This is a genomic window from Marinobacter nauticus ATCC 49840 (assembly GCF_000284615.1).
GTDB classification, from domain to species: Bacteria; Pseudomonadota; Gammaproteobacteria; order Pseudomonadales; family Oleiphilaceae; genus Marinobacter; species Marinobacter nauticus.
Genome location: NC_017067.1, coordinates 2492245 through 2516095, shown reverse-complemented (window position 1 = coordinate 2516095; position 23851 = coordinate 2492245). Strand labels below are relative to the sequence as shown.

Sequence of the window (23851 nt, the reverse complement as noted above, 5' to 3'; positions counted from 1 at the left end):
GCCGATCAAGATGATGCACATCGATGAAATTCTGGAGTACCTGCCGCACCGTTACCCCTTTTTGCTGGTGGATCGGGTGACTGAGGTCGAAAAAGGGAAGTCGATCAAGGGGTACAAGAATGTATCGTTCAATGAGCCCTTTTTTACCGGTCACTTTCCGGACAATCCGATTATGCCGGGTGTCCTGATTATTGAAGCCATGGCGCAACTGTCGGGGATTCTTGGTTTTGTGACTGTGGAACGGAAACCGTCGGACGGCGTGGTACAATATCTGGCTGGATCCAGTAAAGCGCGTTTCAAGCGCCCCGTTTTACCGGGTGATCGCTTGGATATGGAGTCAGAGTTTATCTCTGGCAAGCGCGGTATCTGGAAGTTTGATTGCCGTGCCCTCGTAGATGGCGAGGTAGTGTGCGTGGCAGAAATACTTACCGCTGAGAGAGAAGTTTGATGGCGACAAATGACTGGTCGGGTGTCCATCCTCAAGCGATTGTGGACCCGTCAGCCAAACTGGCGGATAACGTGACGGTTGGCCCCTGGAGCTATATTGGTCCGGGGGTGGAAATTGGTGAAGGTACCGAGATTCTCTCTCACGTGGTCATCAAGGGGCCGACGGTGATTGGCCGCAACAACCGAATCTTCCAGTTCTCCAGCATCGGCGAAGAATGCCAGGACAAGAAATACGCTGGTGAGCCGACCACGCTGGTCATTGGTGATGACAATGTTATCCGCGAGAATTGCACTATTCATCGTGGCACCATTCAGGACCGGGGTGAAACCAGGATCGGTAATGGCAATTTGCTGATGGCTTATGTGCACGTGGCCCACGACTGTATTGTCGGCAACCATACCATTCTCGCCAACTGTGCCACGCTGGCAGGGCATGTATCGGTAGGAGATCATGCCATTCTGGGCGGCGGTACCATGGTGCATCAGTTCTGCCATATCGGGCCCCACAGCATGGCTGCCGGGGGCAGTATCGTGCTCAAGGATATTCCCGCCTATGTCATGGCCAGCGGCCAGTCTGCCCAGCCTCATGGAATGAATGTGGAGGGGCTGAAGCGTCGTGGTTTTGCCAAGGATACGCTCCTGAGTCTCCGCAGAGCCTACAAAGTGGTCTACCGCCAGGGTCTGACGACCGAGCAGGCCATCGAAGAGCTTGAGCGCAACTTTGCCGATGTCCCTGAGGTTCTCCCGCTGATTGACTCGCTCAAAGGAGCGGATCGCGGCATCATCCGTTAAGCCAGCCGGAGGCCGCTGGTGACACAGCTAAAGGCCAATTCGGCCACATTCTCAGGGCGAACCATCGCCATCATTGCCGGCGAGGCATCGGGAGATATTCTCGGTGCCGGACTGATTCGTGCGCTAAGAAAGCGTTACCCGAAGGCTCGTTTTGTCGGAATCGGCGGTGATGAAATGATCGCTGAGGGGTTTCACTCGCTGGTGCCAATGGAACGGCTTTCCGTGATGGGGCTGGTGGAAGTGCTTGGCCGGATCCGTGAGCTGTTCAGTATCCGTGCGCGCTTGCTGGATTATCTGTTTACTACCCCTCCGGATGTTGTGATTGGAATCGATTCACCGGATTTTACGTTGGCCATCGAACGTCGGTGCCGGGAAGCAGGCATCCCCTCGGTACACTACGTAAGTCCTTCGGTTTGGGCCTGGCGCCAGAAGCGTATCTTCAAGATTGCCAAGTCTGTGGACCTTATGCTGACGTTGTTCCCCTTTGAGGCCCGGTTTTATGAGGAGCATCATGTGCCCGTGTCGTTTGTGGGGCACCCCCTGGCTGACAGGATAGCGCTGGAACCGGATACTCTGGCTGCGCGTGAGAGCCTCGGTCTTGAGGTGGATAAACCTGTGCTGGCGGTGTTGCCGGGTAGTCGGGGTGGTGAGGTTGAGCGCCTCGGCACTCTGTTTCTCGAAGCGTCCCGTTGGCTCCAGGCACGTCGCCCGGATCTGCAGCTGGTTATTCCCTGCGTCAATCGGGATCGTGAGCGGCAGGTGCGTGAGCTGGTTGAATCCCTGGAGGTGAGCTTGCCGGTCACGCTGGTTCGTGGTCGGTCGAGGGAGGTGATGGCTGCTAGCGATGTGGTGCTGCTGGCGTCGGGTACCGCGACACTGGAGGCGATGTTACTGAAAAAACCGATGGTGGTAGGTTACCGGCTCAGCGATTTCAGTTACAAGATACTGTCCAGATTGGTCAAGGTTCCCTGGGTGGCGCTTCCTAATTTGCTGGCCCAGGAGCAACTGGTGCCCGAATTGTTACAGGACGACGCAACGCCGGAGAAGTTGGGGGCGGCGGTTCTGGAAAGGCTGGAAAACGAACAGGAGCGCGACAGGCTGCATCAGGCGTTTCTGGAGTTGCACCAGGCGCTGCGCCAGGGCGCCGACGAACGTGCGGCGGCAGCGGTGTCTGAGCTGCTGGAGTCCCGAAGCTGATGGCGGCCAAGGCATTTCCTCCTTTTGAAAGTTCCTATCGCGGCTCGCTGCTGGCCGGTGTGGATGAAGTGGGGCGCGGCCCGCTCATCGGAGCGGTTGTAACGGCCGCTGTGATTCTTGATCCAGCGCGGCCTATCCCCGGGCTGGCGGATTCCAAAAAGCTTACCGAAAAGAAACGCCTGCGATTATATGATGATATTCTGGAAAACGCGGCTGCCTGGAGCCTGGGCCGATGCGAGGCCAGTGAAATCGACGAGCTGAATATCTATCAGGCGACAATGCTGGCCATGAAGCGTGCCGTTGAAGGGCTCTCGATAGCCCCGGAGTACGTCCTTGTGGACGGGAACCGTTGCCCGAAGTGGCAGTGGCCATCCGAGCCCGTGATCAAAGGTGATAGTCGGGTTGAGGCGATCAGTGCTGCCTCTATCCTGGCAAAGGTGACGCGAGATCGCGAGATGGAGGCGTTGGATGTCCGGTTTCCGGGTTTTGGGCTCGCCCAGCACAAAGGGTACCCCACGCCTGTGCATCTCGAGGCGCTCAATCGCCTTGGGGTGACCCCGGAGCATCGCCGATCCTTTCGGCCGGTAAAGATGGCGCTGGATGCCGTCGGGGTTTATGGAGGTTCGTCCGCGCCTGTTCAGGAGTTGAACTATCCTGCCGATTTGTTTGAAAATATCGATTGACAGGGTGCGGGGTCGGCGGTAGTATACGCGCCACGTTGACAGGGGCAACCCAGTTAACAAACAGTTTGATGCGGGGTGGAGCAGTCTGGTAGCTCGTCGGGCTCATAACCCGAAGGTCGTTGGTTCGAATCCAGCCCCCGCTACCAATCCAGAAAAGCCAGCTTTTGCTGGCTTTTCTCGTTTCCGGGGCCAGTGTTTTATTCTGGCCCTGATTCTTGCAAGGCAGGCCAGTTTTACTGGTCTGCCTTTTTTGTTTCCGCTTCTCTGCGATGTGCCGGTGTCCCCTCAATTCCTTTCGATTTCCGTCTTGCATTATGGTGACGGAAAAATGACGATTTTTTATCTATAAAAATGACATTTATCGCATCATCATCGGCGTCGATTTTATAGTATTTCACAAAATCGACGGAAATATGGTGGTGAATAACCGTGAAACGCGTCATTTATATGTCAAGGGCATGGATTGCCGCGTTGTTGGTAGGGATGGTGCTCGCGGGGTGCGGCGGCGGTGGTTCCGGGGGTAGTGAATCCGCGACTCAATCTGGCAGCCTACCCAATACCGGAAGTAGTGTTGGCAGTGCTCAGCCGGTTGCAGAGCGCTCTGCTGTATTGAGCTGGTCTGCGCCTATGACTCGTGTAAACGGTGAGTCGATCGCGATGGGAGAGCTGGACAGATACGTGATTCGTTACGGGCAGGATGCTGATGATCTGTCCAGAGAGATCACCGTAGATGGTGCCAGTGGTGAGGCAGAGATGTCCTATGTGGTCGATAATCTTGATGCGGGTACCTGGTATTTCACCATCCAGGTTCAGGACACTGCCGGTCTTCTGAGTGAGCCTTCTGAGCCGGTCAGCAAGACCATCCAGTCCTGAGCAGGCATACCGGTTCAGAACATCGGGTCTGCGATTGGTAGCTTCAGAGTGAAAGTGGTGCCTTCGCCCGGCCGTGAGTCGACGTTGATCTCCCCTCGGTGTTTTTCCACCACCGTTTTAACGAACGAAAGCCCCAGGCCGGTGCCATGCGCTCCGGCTATCTCGCTGCGCTTCTGTCGATGATAGCGGTCGAACAGTAAAGGCAGTTCCTCCGGATCAATGCCATAGCCCTCGTCTGATATGGCCAGACAGGCCAGATGCGCTGCCTGATAGACGTGAACGCTGACTGCAGAGTCCGGGGGGCTGTATTGCACGGCGTTGGTCAAAAGGTTGATGACGGCCCGTTCCAGAAGTTCGGCGTTGCCTTTCAGCCAGAGGTCTTCGGTACCGTTCAGCACGATCGAAATGCCTTTTTCCTGGGCCTGCTCGCACACACTATCCCGAGCGTTCTCAACAATCGCCAGAAATTCGCACTCGTAGAACCGGGTTTCGGTCAGTTGCTCGGCGCGAGCCAGCTGCACAAACTCTTCGGCCAGATGATAGCTACGCCGCGCCAGCCGCCCCAACTGGTCGAGTTGGTTGGCGTCAATATGGCGGGGATCCCGTTTCAGTTGTTCAATCAGGGCCAGCTGAGAGACCAGAGGTGAGCGAACATCGTGTGAGATGAAGTCGATCGCCTCACGATGCTGCCGTTGCTGCTCCCGGAGTTCGGAGATGTCTGAGATGTTGGCAATAATGCCAAACTGGCGACTGTTTTGCAGGGCAAAAGGTGCCAGGTGGATGAGAAAATCTTTACCGTTCAATGTCAGGTCTACGGTTCGGCTTTGTCTCAGGGTCAGCGCCTCTGAAATGGTTTCGAACCAGGGCGGCAAGTCCCGGGGGTCGTGGCCATCAAGGAGGGTGGCCAGGGGCATGCCGCTGAGACTTGGCATAGGCTCGCAAAACCAGTCTTCAATGTGACGGTTGGTAAACCGTATAACGCCTAATTCATCGGTCACGATGATGCCATCGGGCATGTGCTCGAAGCTGTGGCGAATAAACGCCTGCATTTCTGCCAGCTTCTGGGTGGCAATGCGCACTTTCTCGATCCGGGCCGAAATGTTTTCCCGGGGCCCCTTCTGGCGTTCACTGTCTGCATGGGGCTCCAGCTCCAGCTGGTTCAGATAGCGCTGGATGACCTCCCGACTGAGGTCGTTCGGCAGTGTCAGGCCGAGCAGGTAGCTGGTGCCGCCACGAATCAGCGTTATCCAGCTTTGGTTCTGCTGGTGTTCCCACCGTCCTGGCGTTTCCGTGGGTGGGGCCTGGGCAAGGGTCATTTCCTGTACTTCCAACAGGTCATCCTCTGCTGCCAGCAGCCATCCGGGTGGGTGGAACAGCGCACGCAAGTGCATCAGCAGTTGGTGAGGATGCCGGTTCGAAGGTTCAGGGAGGGATAGCCGCGGCGTTCTGGTCATCTCGTCCAGTTGCCGGTTGAGAAAGCGATTGGTCATGGCAAGCCGGAGTGCACTGGCAATGGGCATCGCGGCCATCGGCAGAATCAGGGCGTTGGCTACGGACAGCTGAACCCGGGCCCCAATTAGCAGCAATACATAACCGGCTACCAGTCCTGCGGCAATGGTTGCACATGCCAGCAAGGTGGCAGCAGGGCGCAGGCGAGGAAGAAGCAGAGCTAACAACAACAGCACGAGCAGGTTCAGTGCGGGTGCTACCCAGGGCTCCGCCGGCACGATCAGTATATTCTGCTTACTCGCGGAATAGACATTGGCATGGAATTCCACCCCGGACATTGGTCGGCTCAGACCGGAAAACGGCGTTGGCAGTATGTCGCCAAACCCCGCAGCGGTAGCGCCGACCAGAACGGTTTTGCCGGCAAACTCCTGCGGTGAGGGCGGGTGGCTCAGCACGCTCGCGTAGGAGTAGGTGGGTAAGGTGCCGGCCCCGCCTGCCAGGGGCACCAGCCGATAATCCTCCCGGACGTTGATGTAGTTCGGCAATTGCGCCTGCATCTGATTCGATATTGGCAGGTGAGCGGCGAGTGACAGGGTCGGCCATAATCGGCCGGCAAGGCCGTTGTACAGATAGAGCCCGCGGGCGACGCCATCTGTGTCCAGCTCGATATGGGCATGCCCGATTGCCCCTGCGGCACCTGCCAGGCTGGGTGTGGGGAGTTGTTCACTGATCAGCCGTTCCCGGGTTGGAGCGGTAAGATAGGCTGGTAGAACAACGTTGCCATGGCGGGCCATGGCGCTAGCCAGTTCCTCATCGCCCGGCCCGGCTTCCGGAAACAGGATGTCGAGTACAATGGTTTCTGCGCCCGCTTGCCGCAAGGTGTCGATCAGCGAGGCATGCAGACTTCGGTCCCAGGGCCATCGGCCAACCTGTTCCAGGCTGAACTCATCAATGGCAATGATGGCCACCGAATCATCCATGGGCGCTGGCCAGGTTGTGATCGCCCTGTCATACATCCAGTCATTGATTCGACTCGGCAGCTCAGTCGCCTGAATCAGTAGCAGGGTGGTGACGAGTAGCAGGCCCAAGGACCACGGTGTTGTTGTTATCGGTAACCAGTCCCTTCGCATCGGCCTTTTTGTCGTAGAAGGTTAGTCGAGATACAGCTCCCTGCCCGGGCCCCAGCGACTGGCAAGAGGGCCGTCAGAAAGCGCTTTGACGCGGACAAAATACCTTCTTCCGGGAATCAGGCGCAAGGCCGCAGTGGTATCGGCGATATCGGCTTCCTTGATGATATTGCGAAACGCCGGCTCTTCAGCCAGTTGCAGACGGTAATCCGTGGCGGTGTCGATGTTTTCCCAGAACACCCGAACCTGGCTGTCCAGATAGTTCACGCTGATAATCCGGACTGGCGGCAGAGTGCCGTTAACAACGATCTTGCGCGGTTCGGAGGTGGCAACAGAGCTGCCTCCCGCCTCCGTAACCACGCGCCAGTAATACTGGCCGGGGCTCAGGGGGCGCGACGGAAGCGCCTGGCTTTCCGGCGCCCACTCGCTGGTTGTCACCAACTGCCGGAAGCTGTCATCTTCGGCGATCTCCACCCGGGCAACTTCGTTGGCGCCATTGAGTTGCCAGCGGAATTCCGGCATGTCGTCGTTCACGCTCTCGCCATCAGCCGGTGCGGTGAGGTCCGGCTTTTTTGCCTGAAGGTCTACCTCAAGTTCCGCGGTACCGGGCATTCCGGCAATACCGCGCTGATCAATCGCGGCGAGCTGGATTTCGTAGCGGCCATTGTCAAGTTGGGCGATGTCGAAACGGGTACCAGCCACATCACGACTCTGCACCCAGGTGCCTGATGCCTGGTCAAAAATGTCCAGCCGATAGGCCGGGTAACCGCCTGCCTGCCAGGACAGTTCGGCCGGAAGCTGAGTAAGCACCGATGGCAAGGGATTCATGGTTGGCGCTGGCGGAAGTTGCCGAATATTCAGGGCGCCTCCGTTGGCGGTGGAAACACTCGCGCCATAGCCGGCTGGAATGCGGCGGGTGTTGCCTGGCTGGCCGAAGTCCACCACACCTTCGGTAACCTGCACGCTGCTGCCGTTGGTGGTGGCTTGAATGGCAAATACCGTACCCCGGACCGCGGCGACAGCGGATGGTGTTTCGATTTCGAAGCGGGCTCCGCCCTCAATGACCGGGCGAACACGGGTGTGAACCTCGCCCCGTTGCAGGCGAAGCCGGGTGTCGACCATGCCCGATTTGCCAAACTGGGTCAGGCGATTGAACATGAGGCGGGAGTTCGGGGAGATCCGGAGTTCCGAGCCGTCGGCCAGTTCAATGGTTGCCGATCCGGCACCGGAGAGAATTTCGTCGCCAACCCGGACAATCGAATCTTCGGACAGAGGGAGTTTTCGCCCATCCATTCCGGAGATCTGTTGCACGTTGCCGGTGACCGCAATCACCCGGGCCGGTTCGGGCTGACGTTTCAGCCAGTTTACGGGAATGCGCAGGGTATCCCCGGCGCCGAGTTTGGCGTTGCTGGCCAGGCCATTATGCTCCAGCAGTCGTTGCTGTGTGGTCTGCTGGGAAAGCAGCGTCTGGGTTATGCTCGCAACCGTATCACCCTGGCGTAAGGTATAAACCCACTCCGGGGCATTGTCCCGTTGTTGGCTGCCGGATACCGCAGAACCCCGTGCGATTGACAGCTCCGCGACAGTGGTCGCTGGTACCATGAACGCCAGTGCAAGGAAGGCCAGGGTTTTCAGGTGCTTGCTCAGAGCGTCAGGCATTTGCAGTGTCATCGTTCCGAATTTCGTTTGCGTCACCGGGCTTGATGGCTTCGAGCCGATAGCCTCGCTGGTAGATGGTCTTGATGCGAAATCCGTTTTCAGGGTTGAGCCCGAGCCTTCTGCGAAGGCGGCTCATATGCGTATCCACCGTGCGGGTATTGATGTCCCTGGTCAATCCCCACACCCGCTCCAGCAGCATTTCGCGGGTGAGCAGGCGGCCCTGGTTCTGGAACAGGAACAGGGTCAGGTCGAAGTCCTTGTCGGTGAGCGTTAGTGGCTCCCCGTGCAGGAGAATTATGCGTTGGTTGGTGTTGATCTCGAAGGGCCCGTAGACCAGAACCTCCTTTTCGATTTCCGGGTTGCTGCGGCGGGCCAGTGCATTGATGCGTGCGACCAGTTCAGCCGCTCGTGCCGGTTTGGCGATATAGTCGTCGGCGCCGGCATCCAGGGCACGAACGATGTCGGTTTCACTGTCACGCTGGGTCAGGAAAACGGCCGGCACAGGCCAGTTCAGCTGTGCCCGGATGTTTTCCAGTACCTCAATTCCGGTCATGTCCGGGATCTGCCAGTCCAGAATGATCAGATCATAACTGCGGTGCAAAACGGCACCGAGAAACGATTGGCCGGTCGGAAAGCTGTCACAGTGATGTCCTTTCTCTGAAAGGATGGACTGGATGTGCTGCGCCTGTTCGTGTTCGTCTTCCAGCAGAGCAATGCGCATTAAGCCTGGCCCTCGATCGTGTTGCCTGGTTTATATACCGTAGCGCAGAGCCCTTGGTCAGACCCTGCAGTGTCGGGGATTATCCCAAAAAATGAGTTCCCGTTCAGTATCGTTATGTAGAATTCCGTAAGTCCACCGCTGGCCGGCCGTTGTGATCATCAACTGTTTGTCGGCAGCCGGGGAAATTGCTGCAGCCCCAGAACCAGCCTTTTTTGCTTTTGCGCCGCACCAGGGGCGAGAAACAGTGGGGGCAGGGTACCGGTTTCTGGCTGGTTCCGTCCTCGGGTTGATGGTCCTCCAGGGGGCGGGTGCCCTTGCAGGCGGGGTACCGGGTGCACGCAAAAAAAGCGCCGAACTTGCCCTCCCGTTCAACCATCGGCGCCCGGCATTTCGGGCAGTGAATGGCGGTGCCTGGTGTCTCTGTATTCGCCAAACCCGCAGCGGGCGCTTGCGCCATGAATCCGCGGATTTCATCTTTGAGGGATTCCAGAAACGCTCTTGGGTCCTCTTCGCCCCGGCGAACGCCCTCGAGAGTGGCCTCCCAGACAGCGGTGCGATCTGGCGTACGAATCGATTCCGGTAGCGCCGCGATCAGGGATTTCCCCTTGTCGGTGGCGCGGATAAAGCGTTTTTCCCGGAACAGGTAATCGCGGCGGAACAGCGTATCGATAATGGCTGCGCGAGTCGCTTCGGTGCCAAGGCCATCGGTTTCCCGCAGCGTTTTTCTCAGCTCGTTGTCGGCGACAAAACGGGCGATATTGGTCATGGCCGATAGCAGCGTGGCATCGGTGAAGTGTTGTGGCGGCTGGGTTTTGCGCTCGTTAGTCTGGGGGTCAGTGCAAAGGACCGGCTCGTTTTTTTCCAGTCTTGGCAACGGAGCTTTTTCTGGCTCTTGCCCGGGTTCCCGCTTGCGGATTTCCAGCGTTTTCCAGCCTGGCTCGATCACGGCTGTCTCGGTGGCGCGAAAGCGATAGTCCTGAATCGCGACCGTCAGCCGGCCTTCCCGATGCACGGCGTCAGGTGCAAACTGCATCAGATAGAATCGACTGATCAGATCGTAGATTTTCTGTTCGGCCGAAGACAGCTTGCCGTTTGGTGCGGGCCGCACTGTGGGAATGATTGCGTGGTGGGCATCCACTTTTTGGTCATTCCAGGCGGCAGAGCGGCGTTCTGTACCGGTTTTCTCGCAGAATCCGGACAAATCCGGGGCGACACGGGCGATGGCACGAATCACCGCCTCCCGTTGGCTGAAATGCTCCTCTGGCAGGTAGCGGCTGTCTGACCTTGGGTAGGTAATCAGTTGATGGCGTTCGTACAGGTTTTGGGCGGTGTCGAGCACGTCTTTCGCGCCCATCCGGTATAGTCGTCCAGCCTCTATCTGGAGTGCAGACAACGACAGAGGTAACGGCGGCGGCTCCGGGCGATCGCGAAACCGGGCTTCATCAATTCTGCCGGGTCGACCGCTGATGGCGGCGACAATCTGCTCGGCTACCGACTTGTCCAGCAGCCGGTTTTCTTCATCCAGATGATCCTGAAATTCGTCACCGGGTAACCAGCGAGCAATGAACGGTCGCTGGTCGGCCTCCGGCTCGCTGGCCTGGAAGGTGGCTTCGACCCGGTACCAGGGCTTGGGCTGGAAGTGCTCGATGGTGTTGTCTCGATCCACCACCAGCCCCAACACCGGAGTTTGCACCCGACCCACGGAGAAGACGCCCTGTTCGCCCCGGGTTTGATAGCTGAGGGTATAAAACCGGGTGAGATTGATGCCATAGAGCCAGTCGGCCCGCTGTCTCGCCAGCGCAGAATGGGAGAGTGGGCGGAACTCCCGGTTGTCTCGGGGGTTCTGTATGGCGCGGGCTACCGCCTTGGGGGTAAGGTCGTTGATCAGTATCCGTTTTACCGGTGCCTTGGTGCCGAGATAGCGCAGGACTTCGTCGACCAGTAGTTGGCCTTCACGGTCGGGATCGCCGGCGTGGGTAATCAGGTCGGCCTTGCGAACCAGGGCTTCAAGAACTTTGAATTGCAGGCGCACGCTGTCCTTGGGCACCAGTTGCCAGGGTTCCGGGAACATGGGCAGGTCTTCAATGCGCCATTTTTTCCAGGCCGGGTTATAGCGCGCAGGCTCGGCGGGCTCCAGCAGGTGGCCTATACACCAGCTTACCGTGGCAGCATCTGGTCCTTTACCGCAGCGTATCCAGCCCTGGCCTTTCTCGTGGGGGCCGGGCAGTGCGGCGGCAATGGCCCTGGCCAGACTTGGCTTTTCGGCGATGTACAGGTGCATGGGTATCTGGGGATTGGTTGCTGGCAGGGGAATGTGTCGCTTTGAGGCTTTTGTGTCAAGGGCTTCGGGGTTCCGCGGCGTACTGTAGTAGACTGTTTACACAGCAGGTCGGGACATTGATGCTTAAAGTCCGAAGTAGGTGTTTTATGAAAGTACAGGAAAGCATAGAGGAAAAGCTGGTCGCGGGCTTTAACGCCAGCGTGATTTCTGTGGAGAACGAAAGCCATATGCATTCGGTGCCACCCAACTCTGAAACCCATTTCAAGGTAACGCTGGTGTCAGCGGATTTTGAAGGGCAGATGAAGGTGCGGCGCCACCAGGCAATTTACAAGGTTCTGGCGGATGAACTGGCGGGGCCGGTGCATGCTCTGGCATTGCATCTGTATACGCCGGAAGAGTGGACGGCCAGTGGTCAGGCGTCTCCGGTTTCGCCCAACTGTATGGGCGGGTCGAAAGGTGATGCAGCAATGGACAAGAAGCTTCAACAAGGAGCTAATGGATGAGCCAGTTTTTTCAGATTCACCCGGAAACACCGCAAAAGCGTCTGATCAAGCAGGCGGTGGAGATTTTGCGCAAGGGTGGGGTGATTGTCTATCCCACAGATTCAGGCTACGCACTGGGCTGTCACCTTGGTGACAAGCAGGCGGCAGACCGTATCAAGCGAATTCGGCGCCTGGACGACAAGCACAACTTCACCCTGGTGTGTCGTGACCTGTCAGACATCGGGGTTTATGCCAAGGTGGACAATACCCAGTATCGGTTACTGAAGAATTTCACGCCGGGCCCGTACACCTTTATTCTGGACGCGACCAGCGAGGTGCCTCGCCGGTTGCTGCATCCCAAACGGCGGTCTATCGGCATCCGGGTTCCGGACAACGAGATTGTTCGGGAATTGCTGGGTGAGCTGGGTGAGCCGATTATGAGCAGCACCCTGATTCTGCCGGGTGAAACCGAACCTTTGACCGATCCTTACGATATTCGCGAGACCCTTGGGCATGAGCTTGATCTGATTATTGATGGCGGTTTCTGCGGTATGGAGGCTACCACGGTGGTCAACTTTACCGGTGATGTGCCTGAAGTTACGCGGGTGGGCAAGGGTGATCCGGCCCCGTTTCAGGTTTGATCTGATTAGCAGTTACCCCCGGGCTTCAGGCCCGGGTATTCAGGCTGAAGGCGTAGCGTTGCTGCGCTGTGATACCCGTCTCGGCGGGTGTGGCGGTGCGGCGAAGGCTGTCATAACGGTGGATGACATCTTGCAGTCCATTGAACTGCTGGTTTTCGCTGAGCAGTGAATCCAGCAGGGAATTGTTCACGCCATAAGCCTGATTGAGCTTGAGCGCATTATCCATAAAGTGCAGGGTGGGTTCGGTCACGCTCAAGCGGCTTAACGCCTCACCAAATCCCCGGTTGTTGTTGAGATCCTGTTGTATCCTCTCCCGCACCTGGTCGGGAATTTTGCCGTCCAGCTGAATGCTGCCTTGCTCGGTTTTGCTCACGCTCAGCGCCGTTGCCGGGTGTACGTTGTATTCGGCAAGTTTGTGCCGCAAGGTTTCACGAACGTAGGACAGGTCCTGGGCAACCGTCTGCTTGTACTGGGTCAGTGGCAATTGCCGGGTTTTCTGACTGGCCGAGTTGCGCTCCTGCCACTGTGACGGCGTGAAGCGGTCGTCGGTGCTGCTCTGGGGCTCGCCTGTGGCGGCGCCTTCATTGCTTTTACCGGCGGGTACGTCAGTGCGCGGCGCACGGTTGTCCATGGCTTGCTGAAAGCGCGTGCTGGCCTGTAACAGTGATGTCAGCAATGACATGGTTGCCTCCCCTGAACGGAAAATCTCTGCCGGATATCACGGAATTAGTCCGTGATGCATCAGGCTTTGCAGGTTTCGGGCCAATCTGCCTTGCCTTCTGGTTTGAGTGTGCCGGGACGAATGTAAAACATTGCAAGGAATGACATAGCGGGCGCGTCCGGATGATCTGCGTCATAAAAAAATTGATGCATATCTATAAAGTTATGCGCCAATTCGCCGTCATTACTCTTGGATGTCCAGATCATCTTCCGTTGTCGGGGTCACATGAAAAAACAATACTCAATCCGTTTCCTGTTATTGGCAGCACTGGCTGCGGCTTTCACCGTCATTCTCGTGTTTACGGTTGTTTACAGCGCGCAGTCCCAGCGAGCCCACCTCGAAGAGTACAGTCACAAATACGTGGATGGTCTGGCAAAGTCCTTTTTCGATGGCCTGAACACCATGATGGTGACGGGCACCATTAATAACCGTGATGTTCTGCGCGAGAAGGTGATGGCTCCCGAGGACGTACTGGATGTTCGGGTGATCCGCAGCGATCAGCTGAATGCCATGTACGGTGCTGGGAATGCTGCCGAACAACGCCGTGAGCCGCTGGACATGAAAGCGCTGGATGGTGAACGGGTAGAGCACTATTCGGAGAACGACGCGGGTCGTGTCTACACGTTGATCGAGCCGGTTATTGCCAGCGAAAACTATCAGGGCGTGAACTGCCTCGGCTGTCACCAGGCCCAGGAAGGGGACGTGCTTGGCGCTATTCGGGTCGACTATTCTTTGGCGGAGAGCGACGCGCGCCTGCAGCAGCAGTTGATGGTGAGTGGCGGTATCCAGATTCTGATCTTTGTGGTTATTTTCATACTGACTACCGTAGTGTTGGGGCGCCTGGTGTTTTCCCGCTTACGTCGGCTACACGACCGAATGGATGAAATCTCCCGCAATTCGGATCTCTCCATAGAGCTGGAGGTAACCCGAAACGATGAGATTGGTTCGGTCTCTCGTGCGTTCAATCGGATGGTCGCCAAGATCCGCGCCAGCATGCATACGGTGATGGACAACGCAGAACAGGTTGAAGCGGCGGCCCGCACCATCGCCGGTAAGGCAGAGACCACCGAGCAGGAAGTGCTGGCCCAGAAAGACAATACCGACCAGGTGGCCAGTGCCACCACCGAGATGGCCGCTTCCGCGGTGCAGGTTCGAGAGAACGCGGTGACTACCGCACGGAAATCGGCCGATACCACCAAATCGGCAGAAACCGGAGAGCATCTGGCTAGAAATGCGGTTCAGGGTATTGAATCTCTGAACGCGGAAGTCCAGAACGGTGCGCAGCGTATTGAGCAGTTGGATCAGCGGACAACGGAAATGGCCTCACGGCTGGAGCTGATTTCAGAGATTGCCGACCAGACGAACCTGTTGGCCCTGAACGCGGCCATTGAAGCGGCCAGAGCTGGTGAGCAGGGCCGGGGATTTGCCGTGGTCGCAGACGAAGTACGGGCGCTTGCCTCGCGCACTCAGGCGTCCACTGAGGAGATTCGCCAAACCATTGAGGGGCTGAAAAAAGAGGTGGTGGATTGTGTCGGTACCATGCGCCATGCCTCGGAACTTGCCCAGCATCAGGTGGATTCAATTCTGAAAGTGGAAACCGAGCTGCAAACCATTGCTGCAGCGGTGCGTGAAATCACGGGGCTGAATGAGGAAATGGAGAGTGCGGCTAACGAGCAGAGCGAAGTGTCGGACTCCATCAATCAGAACGTGATTGAAATCAGCCGCTCTGCCGAGCAGACCTCCAGCGATGCCCAAGAGACCGCGCGAATTGCAGGGGATCTGCTGGCCATGGCGGAAACCCTGCGCAAAACCATCGAGCAGTTCCGCCTGTCCCAGAGCTGAAATGGGCGATATACCGGGGCACTCAGCCCCGGTGATCAGACACAAACGGATTGGTGGCGCGTTCCTGGCCAAACGTAGACATGGGGCCGTGGCCACAGATAAAGCTAACGTCATCCCCGAGCGGGAACAGCTTTTCCCGGATAGAGTGAATCAGGGTGTTGTAATCGCCTTTCGGGAAATCCGTGCGGCCAATGGAACCATTGAACAGCACGTCACCCACCTGGGCCAGTTTTGAGCCTCGATGGAAAAACACCACATGGCCAGGGGTGTGGCCCGGCGTATGCAGTACTTCCAGGGTTTCATTGCCAACGGTCACCGTATCCCCGTCTTCCAGCCAGCGATTGGGCGTGAACACCTCCGGCGCCGGAAACCCGAACATCTGTGCCTGCATGGCCAGGCCCTGAATCCAGAAGTTGTCGTCCTTGTGCGGGCCTTCAATGGGCAGCCCCGCTGATTTGGCTAGCTCCGCCGTGCCGCCGGCGTGATCTATGTGGGCGTGGGTGAGAAGGATCTTTTCCAGAATCACGCCTTCGTCCTCGGCTGCCGCCAGAATGCGATCCAGGTCCCCGCCAGGGTCGACCACCGCTGCTTTGTGGGTTTCGGTACACCAGAGCAGGGTGCAGTTTTGTTCAAAGGGTGTGACGGGTACGATCTTGTACTTCAGCGACATACTGTTCCAGTTTGTTCAGATTTGATTTTGCGGTAGAGAGCATCCGGGGCAATGTCTGCTTCGTTGGGCCAGCAGATGGCTCCGAACTCATCAACTTTTGCTTGAGCAAAGAATGCCGGGTCTTTCAGGGGCTCGAACATCGGGCCAAACAAACGATCTGCAAGGCTGATCTCGCCGTGAGTACCATCATCGAAGGTGACGGCCAGTACGTAATCGGCCTTGGCTTCCACATGGGTGACTCTGGGCATGCTGTTCATTCCAATGGCTCTATCTTCTTCAGTGGCTGGTGCAGCTCGGCAAGGCGCCAGTCTGCGATAAGGTCCTGCCGGTGTTCAAAGGCCCATTCGATAACCATCGCTTTGGCTCTTTTGGGCAGTTTGCCCTCAACAATCTCCAGCGTTTCGATCAGAATGATGGCCTCGTGTTCCCCCATAATAAGCGTGAAAATGGGGAGGATTATGGTCATCGTAATACATCCGTATCAGAATGCCGAAGAATTCACTGATGGTTGGCATGGGCCCTCCGTGGCTCATAAGGTGTCATATTTTGGTAGACCGATAATAACAATCTGCGGACAGGTGAGCTATTGAAGAACTACCTCCAGAAAATCCTTCAGGGCCAGGCGATTAACTACGGGGCCTTTCTGAAGAAGCTGCCGGATTCCCAGCGTCGGCGGCATCGGGAGCTGTTCGCAACGGAGAAGGTTGGCGCCAATCGCTGGCAGGTAACCATTCTTGATGAAGCTGCGTTTGCGGAGTTACATCGACAGGCCGCTTCACCCGTTAGCAGAGTAGATGCGGCGAAGAAGGGCGATTCCCACCGCCACGGCACCGATGTGAGTTTTCTGCTGGTATATCATCACGCCCTGACAGGCAACCGGCCGGATTCGGTGGTGATTACCGGAGATTCGGTGGATATCGGTTTTCGGCCAGCGCCCCGGGTGCTGGTGGTGGAGAATGAGCGAAATTTTTATTACTACCGACAGATGCTGGCCTTTGCCGGTGACTGCCTGGGCCAGACAGTTGATCTCACAAACAGCGATGTCGTGCTCGGTGGCGGCAATCGGATTACCGGTACTGCGGATTTGAACTGGCTGACCAGTTACGATGAGGTGCTCTGCGCCTTTGATTACGATGCCGGCGGCCTGCAGATGTTTTCATCGGTGCGATCGGCACTGGGCGACAAGGCCTGCTATCTGCAGCCGGCTGACTGGCAACCTTGGCTGAGCCGTTTCCGCAAAACCCCGGACTCCACCGAAAGGTTTACAAAAGCCCTGTCGCTGGCGGAAGATCTGGAGTTTGTGTCGCTGGCGCAGGCCTTCCGGGCCACCGGCAAATTCATGGAACAGGAGATGATTCTGGATGAGTGATTCACAGGCGAGCGCGAGCACGTTCACCTTCGGCATTCGCCGCCTGGTGCTGGTGGACTCCGCCGGCTTCTGTTACGTGGAAATTCCGGTAGACAACCACGGCCTGATTCTGGGGCCGGGCAACCTGGGTAAATCCAGCTTGCTGAACTCCCTGCGCCTGTTCCTGTTGCCAGAGAATAACTTCAAGAACAGCCGCAAGAAATTTGCCTTCCGCAACGCCAGCGCCGGCAGCTTCTACACCAACGAAGAAAGCTTCCAGCACTACTTCCCCAGCCAGTTCAGCTTCCTGATTATGGAAGCGGAAAACCCGGCGGGCAGCCATTGCCAGATCCTGTATCGCGACAACGCAAGCCAGCTTAGCTACGGCCGGGCCTTTGTACCGGTCAGTTACGACCAGTTGCGACCTTTGTTCTGGAACGGCGACGATGAAGATGGCATTGGCCAGGCGGTGCCGGAGCTCTCATTCACCCGGCTGTCGGAGGCGCTGAAAAAGCTCTCGAAAGAGACCAGGCTGGTCAACGACCCGGCCAAACTGAAAACCATGCTCTACAGCAGTGAGTTGATGAACGCCGACGCGGTGCGCTACTCCGTGCTGCCCCTGGGCGAATCGGGCGAACGCCGAGTTCAGTCCCTGCGCACCCTGATCCTGCTGCTGTTCGAGATGAAGGCGGACGATCAGGCCATGGCCAACGCCGTGGCCAGCATTATCGAAGCGGACAAGAAGTTTGCTGACGATGCCTTTGACTTCAACATCGACGATTTCCTCAATCGCCACGATCAGCTCAAGCAGCAGCAAAGCCAGCTCAACCGTATCGAGAAAGAGCGACACCGGTTTGAGAAGCTGAACCGGGACTACCAGGCCTACCAGACCCTGCTGCGCAGCCAGCACGAGTTTGCCGCCTTCCGGGACGGGGTGACCAACGCCTTGGCCGATATTGCTGCCAAACGCGGGGCGGCGCTTGAGGCTTTCAACGATCAGAACGACACCCTGCGCCACGTGCTGCAAACCCTGAAAAAACTGGAGCAGGATGCCAGCGGTTTGAAGGGCGAGATTCGCTCCGCCGATCGGCGTATCAAGCAGGCCGAACAGAGCCAGAAAGACGGTGAGCTGCTGATCTCGCAGTATGGCGATATGACCCTGCAGGAAATTGCAGAGATCCAGACCGAAGAACTGGAAAGCAAGAAAGGCCACCTTGCTGCCCTGAAAAGCGCCGCCCAGGCGGAAATCCGACTGGAGCAGATTCAGCGCAAAAAGCAGGATCTGGAGCGCAAGCTGGAAACCCTGAAAGACCGGGAGAGCAAACAGCAGTGGCAGTTGCAGAACCAGCTGGACGAAACGACCGCTGCGCCGTTGCGGGCGGTTGATCCCCGGCTGATGATGGCGAGCCCCGGCCAGGATCTGGATGCCGATAGCAAAGCCACCATTGAAGCCTTCGCGCGCCTGTTTGCCCCCAACGATCGCGGCTTTGACTGGTTTGATACTGAATACGAGAACCAGCCTGCCCGGCACACCAACTTTGCCGAGCAACGCCATTATATTGAAGGTGAACTTCATGGTCTGGAGAAAGAACGCTCAGAGCTGGCTGACACCGCCAATCAGGAACACGACCGACCTCAGTTGATCGAGCGCACGGACAAGGAAATCCGGTCTATCGAGAAAGATCTGGAAACGCTCCAGCGCTACCCGGCGGCGGCCACCACCCTGCGGGATGCCACCGAGGAGAAAAAGGCGGCGGAAGAGCAGCTTGCCAAGCTCGACGAGCAGGCCCGGCTGGAGCAGGAGAAACAGGACGCGGTTCAGGCGAAAGCCACGAGAGCAAAAGCAGAGAAAGATCGCACTGAAGAGCGAGAGCGCGAGCTGGCGGCCCTGAGTAAAAGTGTCGGCACTGTGGAGCACCGCTTCCCGCACCTGAGAGCGGTTGAAGCGGAGCAGCCACTGGACATTGATCGTGTATCGGCGGCCGCCTTCGACGCCCTGCAAAGCCAATTGGATGATCTGGAAGAGCGGCGCCGCAACATTCTCGACCACCTTCGCCAGTTTGTGTACCTGGGTATCCATGAAGATACCGAAGGGGAATTGCAGAAAGACAGCCCCGCGTCGTCTGTTATCCGAAGCACCTTCAAGAGCCTTTCAGATCTGTACGCCGGCATGGCCGAGCGCTGGAGTGTTCTGGAGCAGCAGGTCGGCATCCACAATGAAACCGTCGCCAGCTACCGCCAGGCCCTGAAGTCCAACCACGAACACATTGCACGGTTCGAGGCCCAGCTCAATCGGGAACTGGACGGCGTTCGCATCAACGATCTGGTGGAAATCCGGGTGGACATTCACACCGATCCGAAATTCCGTAACTTGGTGGAAGAAGCCAACAACATTGATCCGTATGGCAATAAGCTTCAGTCCGATGCTTTCTACGACCGCCTTAGGGTGTTTGTAGCGGACTTTTTCGGGGAGCAGGGCGGCAGCAAGCGCCTCACCATGGATAAAGTCATCACCGGCATTTCCTACCGCACCCGCAAGGAGAACGCCGCCAATCTGGACAAGAAAGGCCAATCCACCTCTACTACCGCGCTGATCAACCTGGAGCTGGTTTACCGCCTGCTCAAGCGGGTGCTGTACCCTGGCGTGCAGCTGTCATTCCCTATGGTGCTCGACGAACTGGCCAGCGTGGATATCAGCCAGATGCCGTCGTTGCTGGAACGGCTGCGCAAGCAGGGATTCAACCTGTTCTCTGCCGCTACCCACAGCGCCAGCGCCGAAGTGATCTACCTGATTGGCCGGCACCTGGAAGTGGGGCAGATGCGCACCGCGCGGCCCTACAGCAAGGAACGCACTCTGGTGTTCTGGGGCGGCGCGGAAGGTTTTACTGGTGGTGAACCGCTGAGCCACTGGGCAGACCAGACCCAGAACAGCTTGCTGGAGCCGGTGGATGAGTAAACGCTTCAGCACCCTGGACACCACCCGGCTGCTGTTTGAGCACCCGAAAATCCTGTTCCGGATGATCGAGCGCATGGACCGCAATGAAGCCCGGTTCATCCGGGAAAGCGACCTGGTGGCCGAGGTGATGGATTACACTCGAGGCCTGGGCAAGGCCGATCGGGAGCGCGTGCGGCTGGCCCTGAACACCGACAATCTGTTTCGCAGTGGGCTGATCATCGACGTCATCAAGGCCGACGGCGAACGCCGGCTGGTATTTCAGGACGCACTGATCAATCTGATGCGGGCCTGTAACGCCTCGCTCTACCAGGAGCTTACTGACGCCCGCCTGCGCGGCCATCTGGTGACTCTTCGGGATGTGCGCAATCGCCTGGAAACCAGCAGTTTCAGTGATGCTGATCCGGATTACACCGAGCTGCGGGACGATCTGAACGAGCGGGTCAGCCAACTGATCGGCCTGTTGCGCCAGAACGTGTTGCGCATGCAGACCATCAGTGCCCAGCTGGCGGACCTGTCCGGTGATGCCAGCCGGGCGCCGGAGAAGTACCTGGAGTTCCGCCAGAATCTGTTTGAGCAGATCGTGACCCTTTATGAACGCCATATCAAACCCACGCTGGTGTTCCTGAACCCGGACACCCGGCTGCCTGACGGCAGCAATCTGTTCGAAACCCTGGAAGCCATGGTGCGCCTGCTGGAGGGCCACGATGACCACAGCCTGGCGGATCAGCTGTTCCGTTCCTCTATCAGCCTGAACGCCCTGTACAAGCCCATTCAGGCGGTGGCCCAGGAGGTCGAACACTTCCTGCGCAAAACCCGCCGGGGTATGGCCCAGTACAACGCCATGGAGCATTTCTACGGCAAGCTGCGTGCGCTCAAAGACGACACCGAAACCCTCAGCCTGCGCCGAAAATGGCTCGAAGGCGGCGATTTTGCCCGCAGCACCGGCTTCCTGGTGGGCCTGCGGGCACAGCAGCGGCCCAAGCATTATGCCTTTGGCCAGTCGTCGAGCTACTACCAGTTGTTGTTCAGCGAACTGGAGCTGCGCCTGAGCGATCTGCGCCGCCAATCCGAAGTGCCGGTACTGCAGGAAGTGGCCGGAAGCGGCCGCGAAAGCCGGGTAGACCTTCAGCGCATCAACCAATTGTATAAGTGGCTGGAAACCCTGGAATTGCGGCCCACGGCGGATCTGGTGCGGGAGCTTCACGGCCGGCTGGATGGCTTCATCCCGGGCTACCGTTTTGCGGACCTGCTGGCAGCCCTGAATCGGCTGGTCAATTCGCCGCCGGAGGGTATGCAGGTGACAACCACTAACCGTTTCCGCACCCTGGAACAGGCGCCGGACTGTGAACAGTTTGTGTACCGCAAACGACGCCTTGAAACCAATACGACTGATACAGAACAAGAGCCAGACCATGCCTGATTTCGTGGAAACCCGGGATACAGAGAGCCCCCTGAACGAGCAGGGCGCGACCAGCTTCGAGCAGATCCTGCCGGCTCACAGTGCCGCCATCTACCGGGAGTTCCAGGCTGGCCGGGTGATTGTCCGGGATGTGTGGGACAACAACCGCTCGGAACTTCGTGCCAACCCCCTCTACAACCTGCTGTATAACCACCTGTCTCACTTCCGTACTTTCTATGAGCATCTGGGTAGCGACCTGGTGTTCAATGAAACCGGCGCCTTTTTCTTCCTGAAAGAGAGCAGTGACGACGAAAGCGAAGAGCACGATGAAAACGCTTTCCGGGTGCAGGTGGTATTGCTTCTGATCGGCCGTTACTTTGCCCGAAGCGGCAGAGATCTGGATTATCTGGGGCGCCCTGAAGCCGGTTTAAACGAGCAGGATCTGGCAAATCTGGGGGCGGATGAGGAGTATCAGGACATCCTTCGGGCCGCCCGTTTCGAGAAAGGGTTGAGCGAAGCGCTGGATTACCTGGAAAAACGGAACCTGCTGTTTCGCTCCGGGGCGGGGCGCTATTTCCTCAGTTCCGCCGGCAGCTATTTCCTGCACCAGTTGGTACAGGAGTATGAGCAGAGTTAGTTGCCGGTCAGGCAAACGCCAGGTTGTTCCTACCGCTGGTTTTCACGGAATACATGGCCTTGTCGGCGGTGGCCAGTAGAAGCTCAGCGGTCTGGCCGTTGTCCGGGTACAAGGCGATTCCCACCGAGGCACCAATGTGCACAGTCTGGCCCTGAATGTGAAACGGCTCATTCAGCACCTGGATCATTTTGCGAGCAATGGGTTGGGCATCGGCATCGTTGGTCAATGGCCCGGTTATGATCACGAACTCATCCCCACCCCGGCGCCCCACCACATCATTGGCCCGAATACTGTGCTTGAGCCTTCTCGCGACATTCCGTAGCAGCTCATCGCCAGCTTGGTGGCCCATGGTGTCGTTTACCGGTTTGAATTTGTCCAGATCCAGGAACATCAGGGCGAAGTGATGATGCTGGCGCCGTGCCTGCTCGATGGCTTGTTCCAGGTGGGTTTCCAGGGCCGTGCGATTTGGCAGGCCAGTGAGTTTGTCGAAATGTGCCAGCCGGAACATCTGCTTTTCTGCCTGTACCCGTGCGGTAATATCGCTGAAGGTCAGGATCAGTTGCTGGATTTGTCCCCGGGCATTGCGTACCGGCGAAACCGTCAGCAGGTTGGGGAACGGATCATTATCGGGCCCGGTCAGCCAGACCTCGCCTTGCCAGGCATTTTCCGCGACAAGATGCCGGTGGATTTCTTCCCGGTCTATCTCCTTGCATCTGTCACTGTCGATAAATGCCATCAGGTTTGTATTGCGAAGTGTCTTCGTTGTTGCGCCGGTAATCTCGTTGAAGGCCGGGTTAGCACGAATAACCTGTAAACCGGTGTCACAAATCACGATGGCTTCGTGGGTGTGGTTAAAGACCTGCTGGGCCAGCCGAAGCTCATCGGTAGACCGGGCAATCTGGGAGGCCTGGTTGACCAGTGCATGCACAATCGGCATCAGTGAACGCCAGACCATTGTGCCGGCAAGGGCGGAGAGCATGAGTATCAGCACAACACTGATAACAATGTCTTCGATCACTTTACCGAACACGCTGGAAGTCCTGGCATTCATATGGATTTCCCAGCCATATCCTTCCACTAGTCTTATGAATGCCAGCACACGGGTGCCGTCTGGAAGCGAAGCCCGGAAAAAGTCGAGGTCTGGTTTGTAATCGATACCTTCCTGTTCGGCCAGGCAACCATTGGGTGTTGTCAATTGAAACTGATGACTGCGCTCGGTCCAGATCAGTCGCCGCGTTCTCTCGACATCAAGCAGGCACAGACTGGAGTCCGCATCCACGCGAAAGATGGGAATCAGTGAGGAGAGTTCGAACAGCAGAAGATCATAGCCTACGATCTGTTCATCCACGCGTATCGCAGCGATGACGTGCAGTAACGGCCTCGCTTCGTTATTTACCCCTACCGGGTAGGACTGGATATCAAGCCCGGATGGCATAGGCAGGTCAGCGGGAAGTTGATCGTCCAGAGGCCCGACGCGCACAACTTCGGCGCCACTGGCATCAAACCGGACGATGGCGGCAAGGTTGTCGATGTTTTTTGCGGCATCGTCAAGCCTGGGGCGAGAAAAGGTCCGCAAGTCAGCGAGTGCCAGGTTTCCCCTGTTGTATTCGACCATAACCCGCGCGAGCTCAGAGCGACTGGCGGTTTGTCGCGCCAGATCCTGATGCTGATCGAATACCGCCCGAACGCTCTCGGCCTTGGCATCGGCCACCAGGCTCGCAGTGTCTGCGGCCTGGTTATGGATCTGATTGATCAGGGGGGTGGAGACCACCACGGCAATACTGATTCCAGTGAGAACAACTGCAACGATGGCAGTGGTGATAATGCGGCGTTTCTGCTCGAAGATATCCATAGGTGCCGTCGGACGAAAGCGAGGTTATAAGGACATGGTATCCGTTTTTTGCAACGGGTATACCCACCTAGAGT

The 23851-nt window shown here is 57.6% G+C and carries 22 protein-coding genes and 1 tRNA gene; 13 read left to right on the top strand and 10 right to left on the bottom strand.

The features are described 5' to 3' along the window. Positions 1-10 precede the first annotated feature (10 nt). The 6 genes from fabZ to MARHY_RS18765 all read left to right on the top strand — a co-directional run bounded on the left by fabZ (position 11) and on the right by MARHY_RS18765 (position 3992). Positions 11-448: a 3-hydroxyacyl-ACP dehydratase FabZ gene (gene fabZ, locus MARHY_RS11735; RefSeq protein WP_011785996.1), complete on the top strand. Its 438-nt coding sequence runs from the start codon at positions 11-13 to the stop codon at positions 446-448. Then, entirely contained in the window at positions 448-1239 is a 792-nt protein-coding gene (gene lpxA, locus MARHY_RS11730) for an acyl-ACP--UDP-N-acetylglucosamine O-acyltransferase (RefSeq protein ID WP_011785995.1), read from the top strand. The genes fabZ and lpxA overlap by 1 nt, the downstream gene beginning before the upstream one ends. 18 nt (positions 1240-1257) lie before the next feature. Next, entirely contained in the window at positions 1258-2436 is a 1179-nt protein-coding gene (gene lpxB, locus MARHY_RS11725; protein ID WP_014421991.1) for a lipid-A-disaccharide synthase, read from the top strand. Further along, complete coding sequence (gene rnhB / locus MARHY_RS11720) at positions 2436-3119, top strand: ribonuclease HII (protein WP_014421990.1); 684 nt, start codon at positions 2436-2438, stop codon at positions 3117-3119. The genes lpxB and rnhB overlap by 1 nt, the downstream gene beginning before the upstream one ends. 69 nt (positions 3120-3188) lie before the next feature. Next, positions 3189-3265 (top strand) — tRNA-Met (locus MARHY_RS11715). A gap of 283 nt (positions 3266-3548) precedes the next feature. Further along, a complete protein-coding gene (locus tag MARHY_RS18765; protein ID WP_014421988.1) occupies positions 3549-3992 on the top strand; it encodes a fibronectin type III domain-containing protein in 444 nt (147 codons plus the stop codon). A gap of 14 nt (positions 3993-4006) precedes the next feature. Here the strand turns inward: MARHY_RS18765 and MARHY_RS11705 are convergent, their stop codons facing one another. From MARHY_RS11705 to MARHY_RS11690, 4 genes are all read right to left on the bottom strand, one after another. Further along, a complete protein-coding gene (locus MARHY_RS11705) occupies positions 4007-6571 on the bottom strand; it encodes a CHASE2 domain-containing protein (protein WP_036149847.1) in 2565 nt (854 codons plus the stop codon). Between the two features lie 21 nt (positions 6572-6592). Next, complete coding sequence (locus tag MARHY_RS11700; RefSeq protein ID WP_370257272.1) at positions 6593-8227, bottom strand: FecR domain-containing protein; 1635 nt, start codon at positions 8225-8227, stop codon at positions 6593-6595. Next, positions 8220-8948, bottom strand: coding sequence for a response regulator transcription factor (locus MARHY_RS11695; RefSeq protein ID WP_011785989.1), 729 nt, complete (start codon positions 8946-8948; stop codon positions 8220-8222). Before MARHY_RS11695 ends, MARHY_RS11700 begins: the two co-directional genes overlap by 8 nt. 112 nt (positions 8949-9060) lie before the next feature. Then, positions 9061-11229, bottom strand: a complete 2169-nt coding sequence (locus tag MARHY_RS11690) for a DNA topoisomerase III (RefSeq protein ID WP_014421986.1) — start codon at positions 11227-11229, stop codon at positions 9061-9063. A 146-nt stretch (positions 11230-11375) separates the two neighbouring features. On the opposite strand from MARHY_RS11690, the gene MARHY_RS11685 reads away from it, so the two are divergent. After that, positions 11376-11732 carry a BolA family protein gene (locus MARHY_RS11685; protein ID WP_014421985.1) on the top strand — a complete coding sequence of 119 codons (357 nt, stop codon included), beginning with the start codon at positions 11376-11378 and terminating at the stop codon, positions 11730-11732. Further along, positions 11729-12352 (top strand): L-threonylcarbamoyladenylate synthase, encoded by a 624-nt coding sequence (locus MARHY_RS11680; protein WP_011785986.1) that lies wholly within the window; start codon positions 11729-11731, stop codon positions 12350-12352. Before MARHY_RS11685 ends, MARHY_RS11680 begins: the two co-directional genes overlap by 4 nt. Positions 12353-12377: 25 nt before the next feature. Here the strand turns inward: MARHY_RS11680 and MARHY_RS11675 are convergent, their stop codons facing one another. Then, the gene (locus tag MARHY_RS11675; protein ID WP_014421984.1) at positions 12378-13034 is read right to left on the bottom strand and encodes a hypothetical protein; all 657 of its coding nucleotides are present in this window, start codon (positions 13032-13034) and stop codon (positions 12378-12380) included. A 264-nt stretch (positions 13035-13298) separates the two neighbouring features. Here MARHY_RS11675 and MARHY_RS11665 point away from each other — a divergent pair, with 264 nt between their 5' ends. Continuing rightward, on the top strand, positions 13299-14915 hold the full coding sequence (locus tag MARHY_RS11665) for a methyl-accepting chemotaxis protein (RefSeq protein ID WP_011785984.1): 1617 nt from the start codon (positions 13299-13301) through the stop codon (positions 14913-14915). A 22-nt stretch (positions 14916-14937) separates the two neighbouring features. On the opposite strand, the gene MARHY_RS11660 is transcribed toward MARHY_RS11665, so the two are convergent. Genes MARHY_RS11660 through MARHY_RS19110 form a run of 4 tightly spaced genes read right to left on the bottom strand, consistent with a single transcriptional unit; the run spans position 14938 to position 16100 of the window. Continuing rightward, the gene (locus tag MARHY_RS11660) at positions 14938-15585 is read right to left on the bottom strand and encodes an MBL fold metallo-hydrolase (RefSeq protein WP_014421981.1); all 648 of its coding nucleotides are present in this window, start codon (positions 15583-15585) and stop codon (positions 14938-14940) included. Beyond that, positions 15576-15842 (bottom strand): DUF2442 domain-containing protein, encoded by a 267-nt coding sequence (locus MARHY_RS11655; protein ID WP_011785982.1) that lies wholly within the window; start codon positions 15840-15842, stop codon positions 15576-15578. The genes MARHY_RS11660 and MARHY_RS11655 overlap by 10 nt, the downstream gene beginning before the upstream one ends. Continuing rightward, positions 15839-16018 (bottom strand): DUF4160 domain-containing protein, encoded by a 180-nt coding sequence (locus MARHY_RS11650; protein WP_370230653.1) that lies wholly within the window; start codon positions 16016-16018, stop codon positions 15839-15841. The genes MARHY_RS11655 and MARHY_RS11650 overlap by 4 nt, the downstream gene beginning before the upstream one ends. Then, complete coding sequence (locus tag MARHY_RS19110; protein ID WP_407635395.1) at positions 15969-16100, bottom strand: DUF4160 domain-containing protein; 132 nt, start codon at positions 16098-16100, stop codon at positions 15969-15971. The genes MARHY_RS11650 and MARHY_RS19110 overlap by 50 nt, the downstream gene beginning before the upstream one ends. Before the next feature lie 71 nt (positions 16101-16171). On the opposite strand from MARHY_RS19110, the gene MARHY_RS11645 reads away from it, so the two are divergent. Genes MARHY_RS11645 through MARHY_RS11630 form a run of 4 tightly spaced genes read left to right on the top strand, consistent with a single transcriptional unit; the run spans position 16172 to position 21925 of the window. After that, complete coding sequence (locus tag MARHY_RS11645) at positions 16172-16954, top strand: Wadjet anti-phage system protein JetD domain-containing protein (protein WP_014421978.1); 783 nt, start codon at positions 16172-16174, stop codon at positions 16952-16954. Beyond that, the gene (locus MARHY_RS11640) at positions 16947-19889 is read left to right on the top strand and encodes a coiled-coil domain-containing protein (RefSeq protein WP_014421977.1); all 2943 of its coding nucleotides are present in this window, start codon (positions 16947-16949) and stop codon (positions 19887-19889) included. The genes MARHY_RS11645 and MARHY_RS11640 overlap by 8 nt, the downstream gene beginning before the upstream one ends. Next, positions 19882-21309 (top strand): hypothetical protein, encoded by a 1428-nt coding sequence (locus tag MARHY_RS11635; protein WP_014421976.1) that lies wholly within the window; start codon positions 19882-19884, stop codon positions 21307-21309. The genes MARHY_RS11640 and MARHY_RS11635 overlap by 8 nt, the downstream gene beginning before the upstream one ends. Further along, positions 21302-21925 carry a condensin complex protein MksE gene (locus tag MARHY_RS11630; protein WP_014421975.1) on the top strand — a complete coding sequence of 208 codons (624 nt, stop codon included), beginning with the start codon at positions 21302-21304 and terminating at the stop codon, positions 21923-21925. The genes MARHY_RS11635 and MARHY_RS11630 overlap by 8 nt, the downstream gene beginning before the upstream one ends. A 7-nt stretch (positions 21926-21932) precedes the next feature. Here the strand turns inward: MARHY_RS11630 and MARHY_RS11625 are convergent, their stop codons facing one another. Further along, on the bottom strand, positions 21933-23777 hold the full coding sequence (locus tag MARHY_RS11625; protein ID WP_014421974.1) for a sensor domain-containing diguanylate cyclase: 1845 nt from the start codon (positions 23775-23777) through the stop codon (positions 21933-21935). Between the last annotated feature and the right edge of the window lie 74 nt (positions 23778-23851).

Excerpts from the sequence above, each read along its gene's own strand:
- MARHY_RS11680 (WP_011785986.1), top strand. The coding sequence starts at position 11,729 with ATGAGCCAGTTTTTTCAGATTCACCCGGAAACACCGCAAAAGCGTCTG.
- fabZ (WP_011785996.1), top strand. The coding sequence starts at position 11 with ATGATGCACATCGATGAAATTCTGGAGTACCTGCCGCACCGTTACCCC.
- rnhB (WP_014421990.1), top strand. The coding sequence starts at position 2,436 with ATGGCGGCCAAGGCATTTCCTCCTTTTGAAAGTTCCTATCGCGGCTCG.
- lpxA (WP_011785995.1), top strand. The coding sequence starts at position 448 with ATGGCGACAAATGACTGGTCGGGTGTCCATCCTCAAGCGATTGTGGAC.
- MARHY_RS11690 (WP_014421986.1), bottom strand. The coding sequence starts at position 11,229 with ATGCACCTGTACATCGCCGAAAAGCCAAGTCTGGCCAGGGCCATTGCC.
- MARHY_RS11705 (WP_036149847.1), bottom strand. The coding sequence starts at position 6,571 with ATGCGAAGGGACTGGTTACCGATAACAACAACACCGTGGTCCTTGGGC.
- MARHY_RS11650 (WP_370230653.1), bottom strand. The coding sequence starts at position 16,018 with ATGGGGGAACACGAGGCCATCATTCTGATCGAAACGCTGGAGATTGTT.
- MARHY_RS19110 (WP_407635395.1), bottom strand. The coding sequence starts at position 16,100 with ATGCCAACCATCAGTGAATTCTTCGGCATTCTGATACGGATGTATTAC.
- MARHY_RS11660 (WP_014421981.1), bottom strand. The coding sequence starts at position 15,585 with ATGTCGCTGAAGTACAAGATCGTACCCGTCACACCCTTTGAACAAAAC.
- MARHY_RS11635 (WP_014421976.1), top strand. The coding sequence starts at position 19,882 with ATGAGTAAACGCTTCAGCACCCTGGACACCACCCGGCTGCTGTTTGAG.
- MARHY_RS11685 (WP_014421985.1), top strand. The coding sequence starts at position 11,376 with ATGAAAGTACAGGAAAGCATAGAGGAAAAGCTGGTCGCGGGCTTTAAC.
- MARHY_RS11625 (WP_014421974.1), bottom strand. The coding sequence starts at position 23,777 with ATGGATATCTTCGAGCAGAAACGCCGCATTATCACCACTGCCATCGTT.
- MARHY_RS11665 (WP_011785984.1), top strand. The coding sequence starts at position 13,299 with ATGAAAAAACAATACTCAATCCGTTTCCTGTTATTGGCAGCACTGGCT.
- MARHY_RS11695 (WP_011785989.1), bottom strand. The coding sequence starts at position 8,948 with ATGCGCATTGCTCTGCTGGAAGACGAACACGAACAGGCGCAGCACATC.
- MARHY_RS11700 (WP_370257272.1), bottom strand. The coding sequence starts at position 8,227 with ATGCCTGACGCTCTGAGCAAGCACCTGAAAACCCTGGCCTTCCTTGCA.
- MARHY_RS11655 (WP_011785982.1), bottom strand. The coding sequence starts at position 15,842 with ATGAACAGCATGCCCAGAGTCACCCATGTGGAAGCCAAGGCCGATTAC.
- MARHY_RS11675 (WP_014421984.1), bottom strand. The coding sequence starts at position 13,034 with ATGTCATTGCTGACATCACTGTTACAGGCCAGCACGCGCTTTCAGCAA.
- MARHY_RS11630 (WP_014421975.1), top strand. The coding sequence starts at position 21,302 with ATGCCTGATTTCGTGGAAACCCGGGATACAGAGAGCCCCCTGAACGAG.
- MARHY_RS11640 (WP_014421977.1), top strand. The coding sequence starts at position 16,947 with ATGAGTGATTCACAGGCGAGCGCGAGCACGTTCACCTTCGGCATTCGC.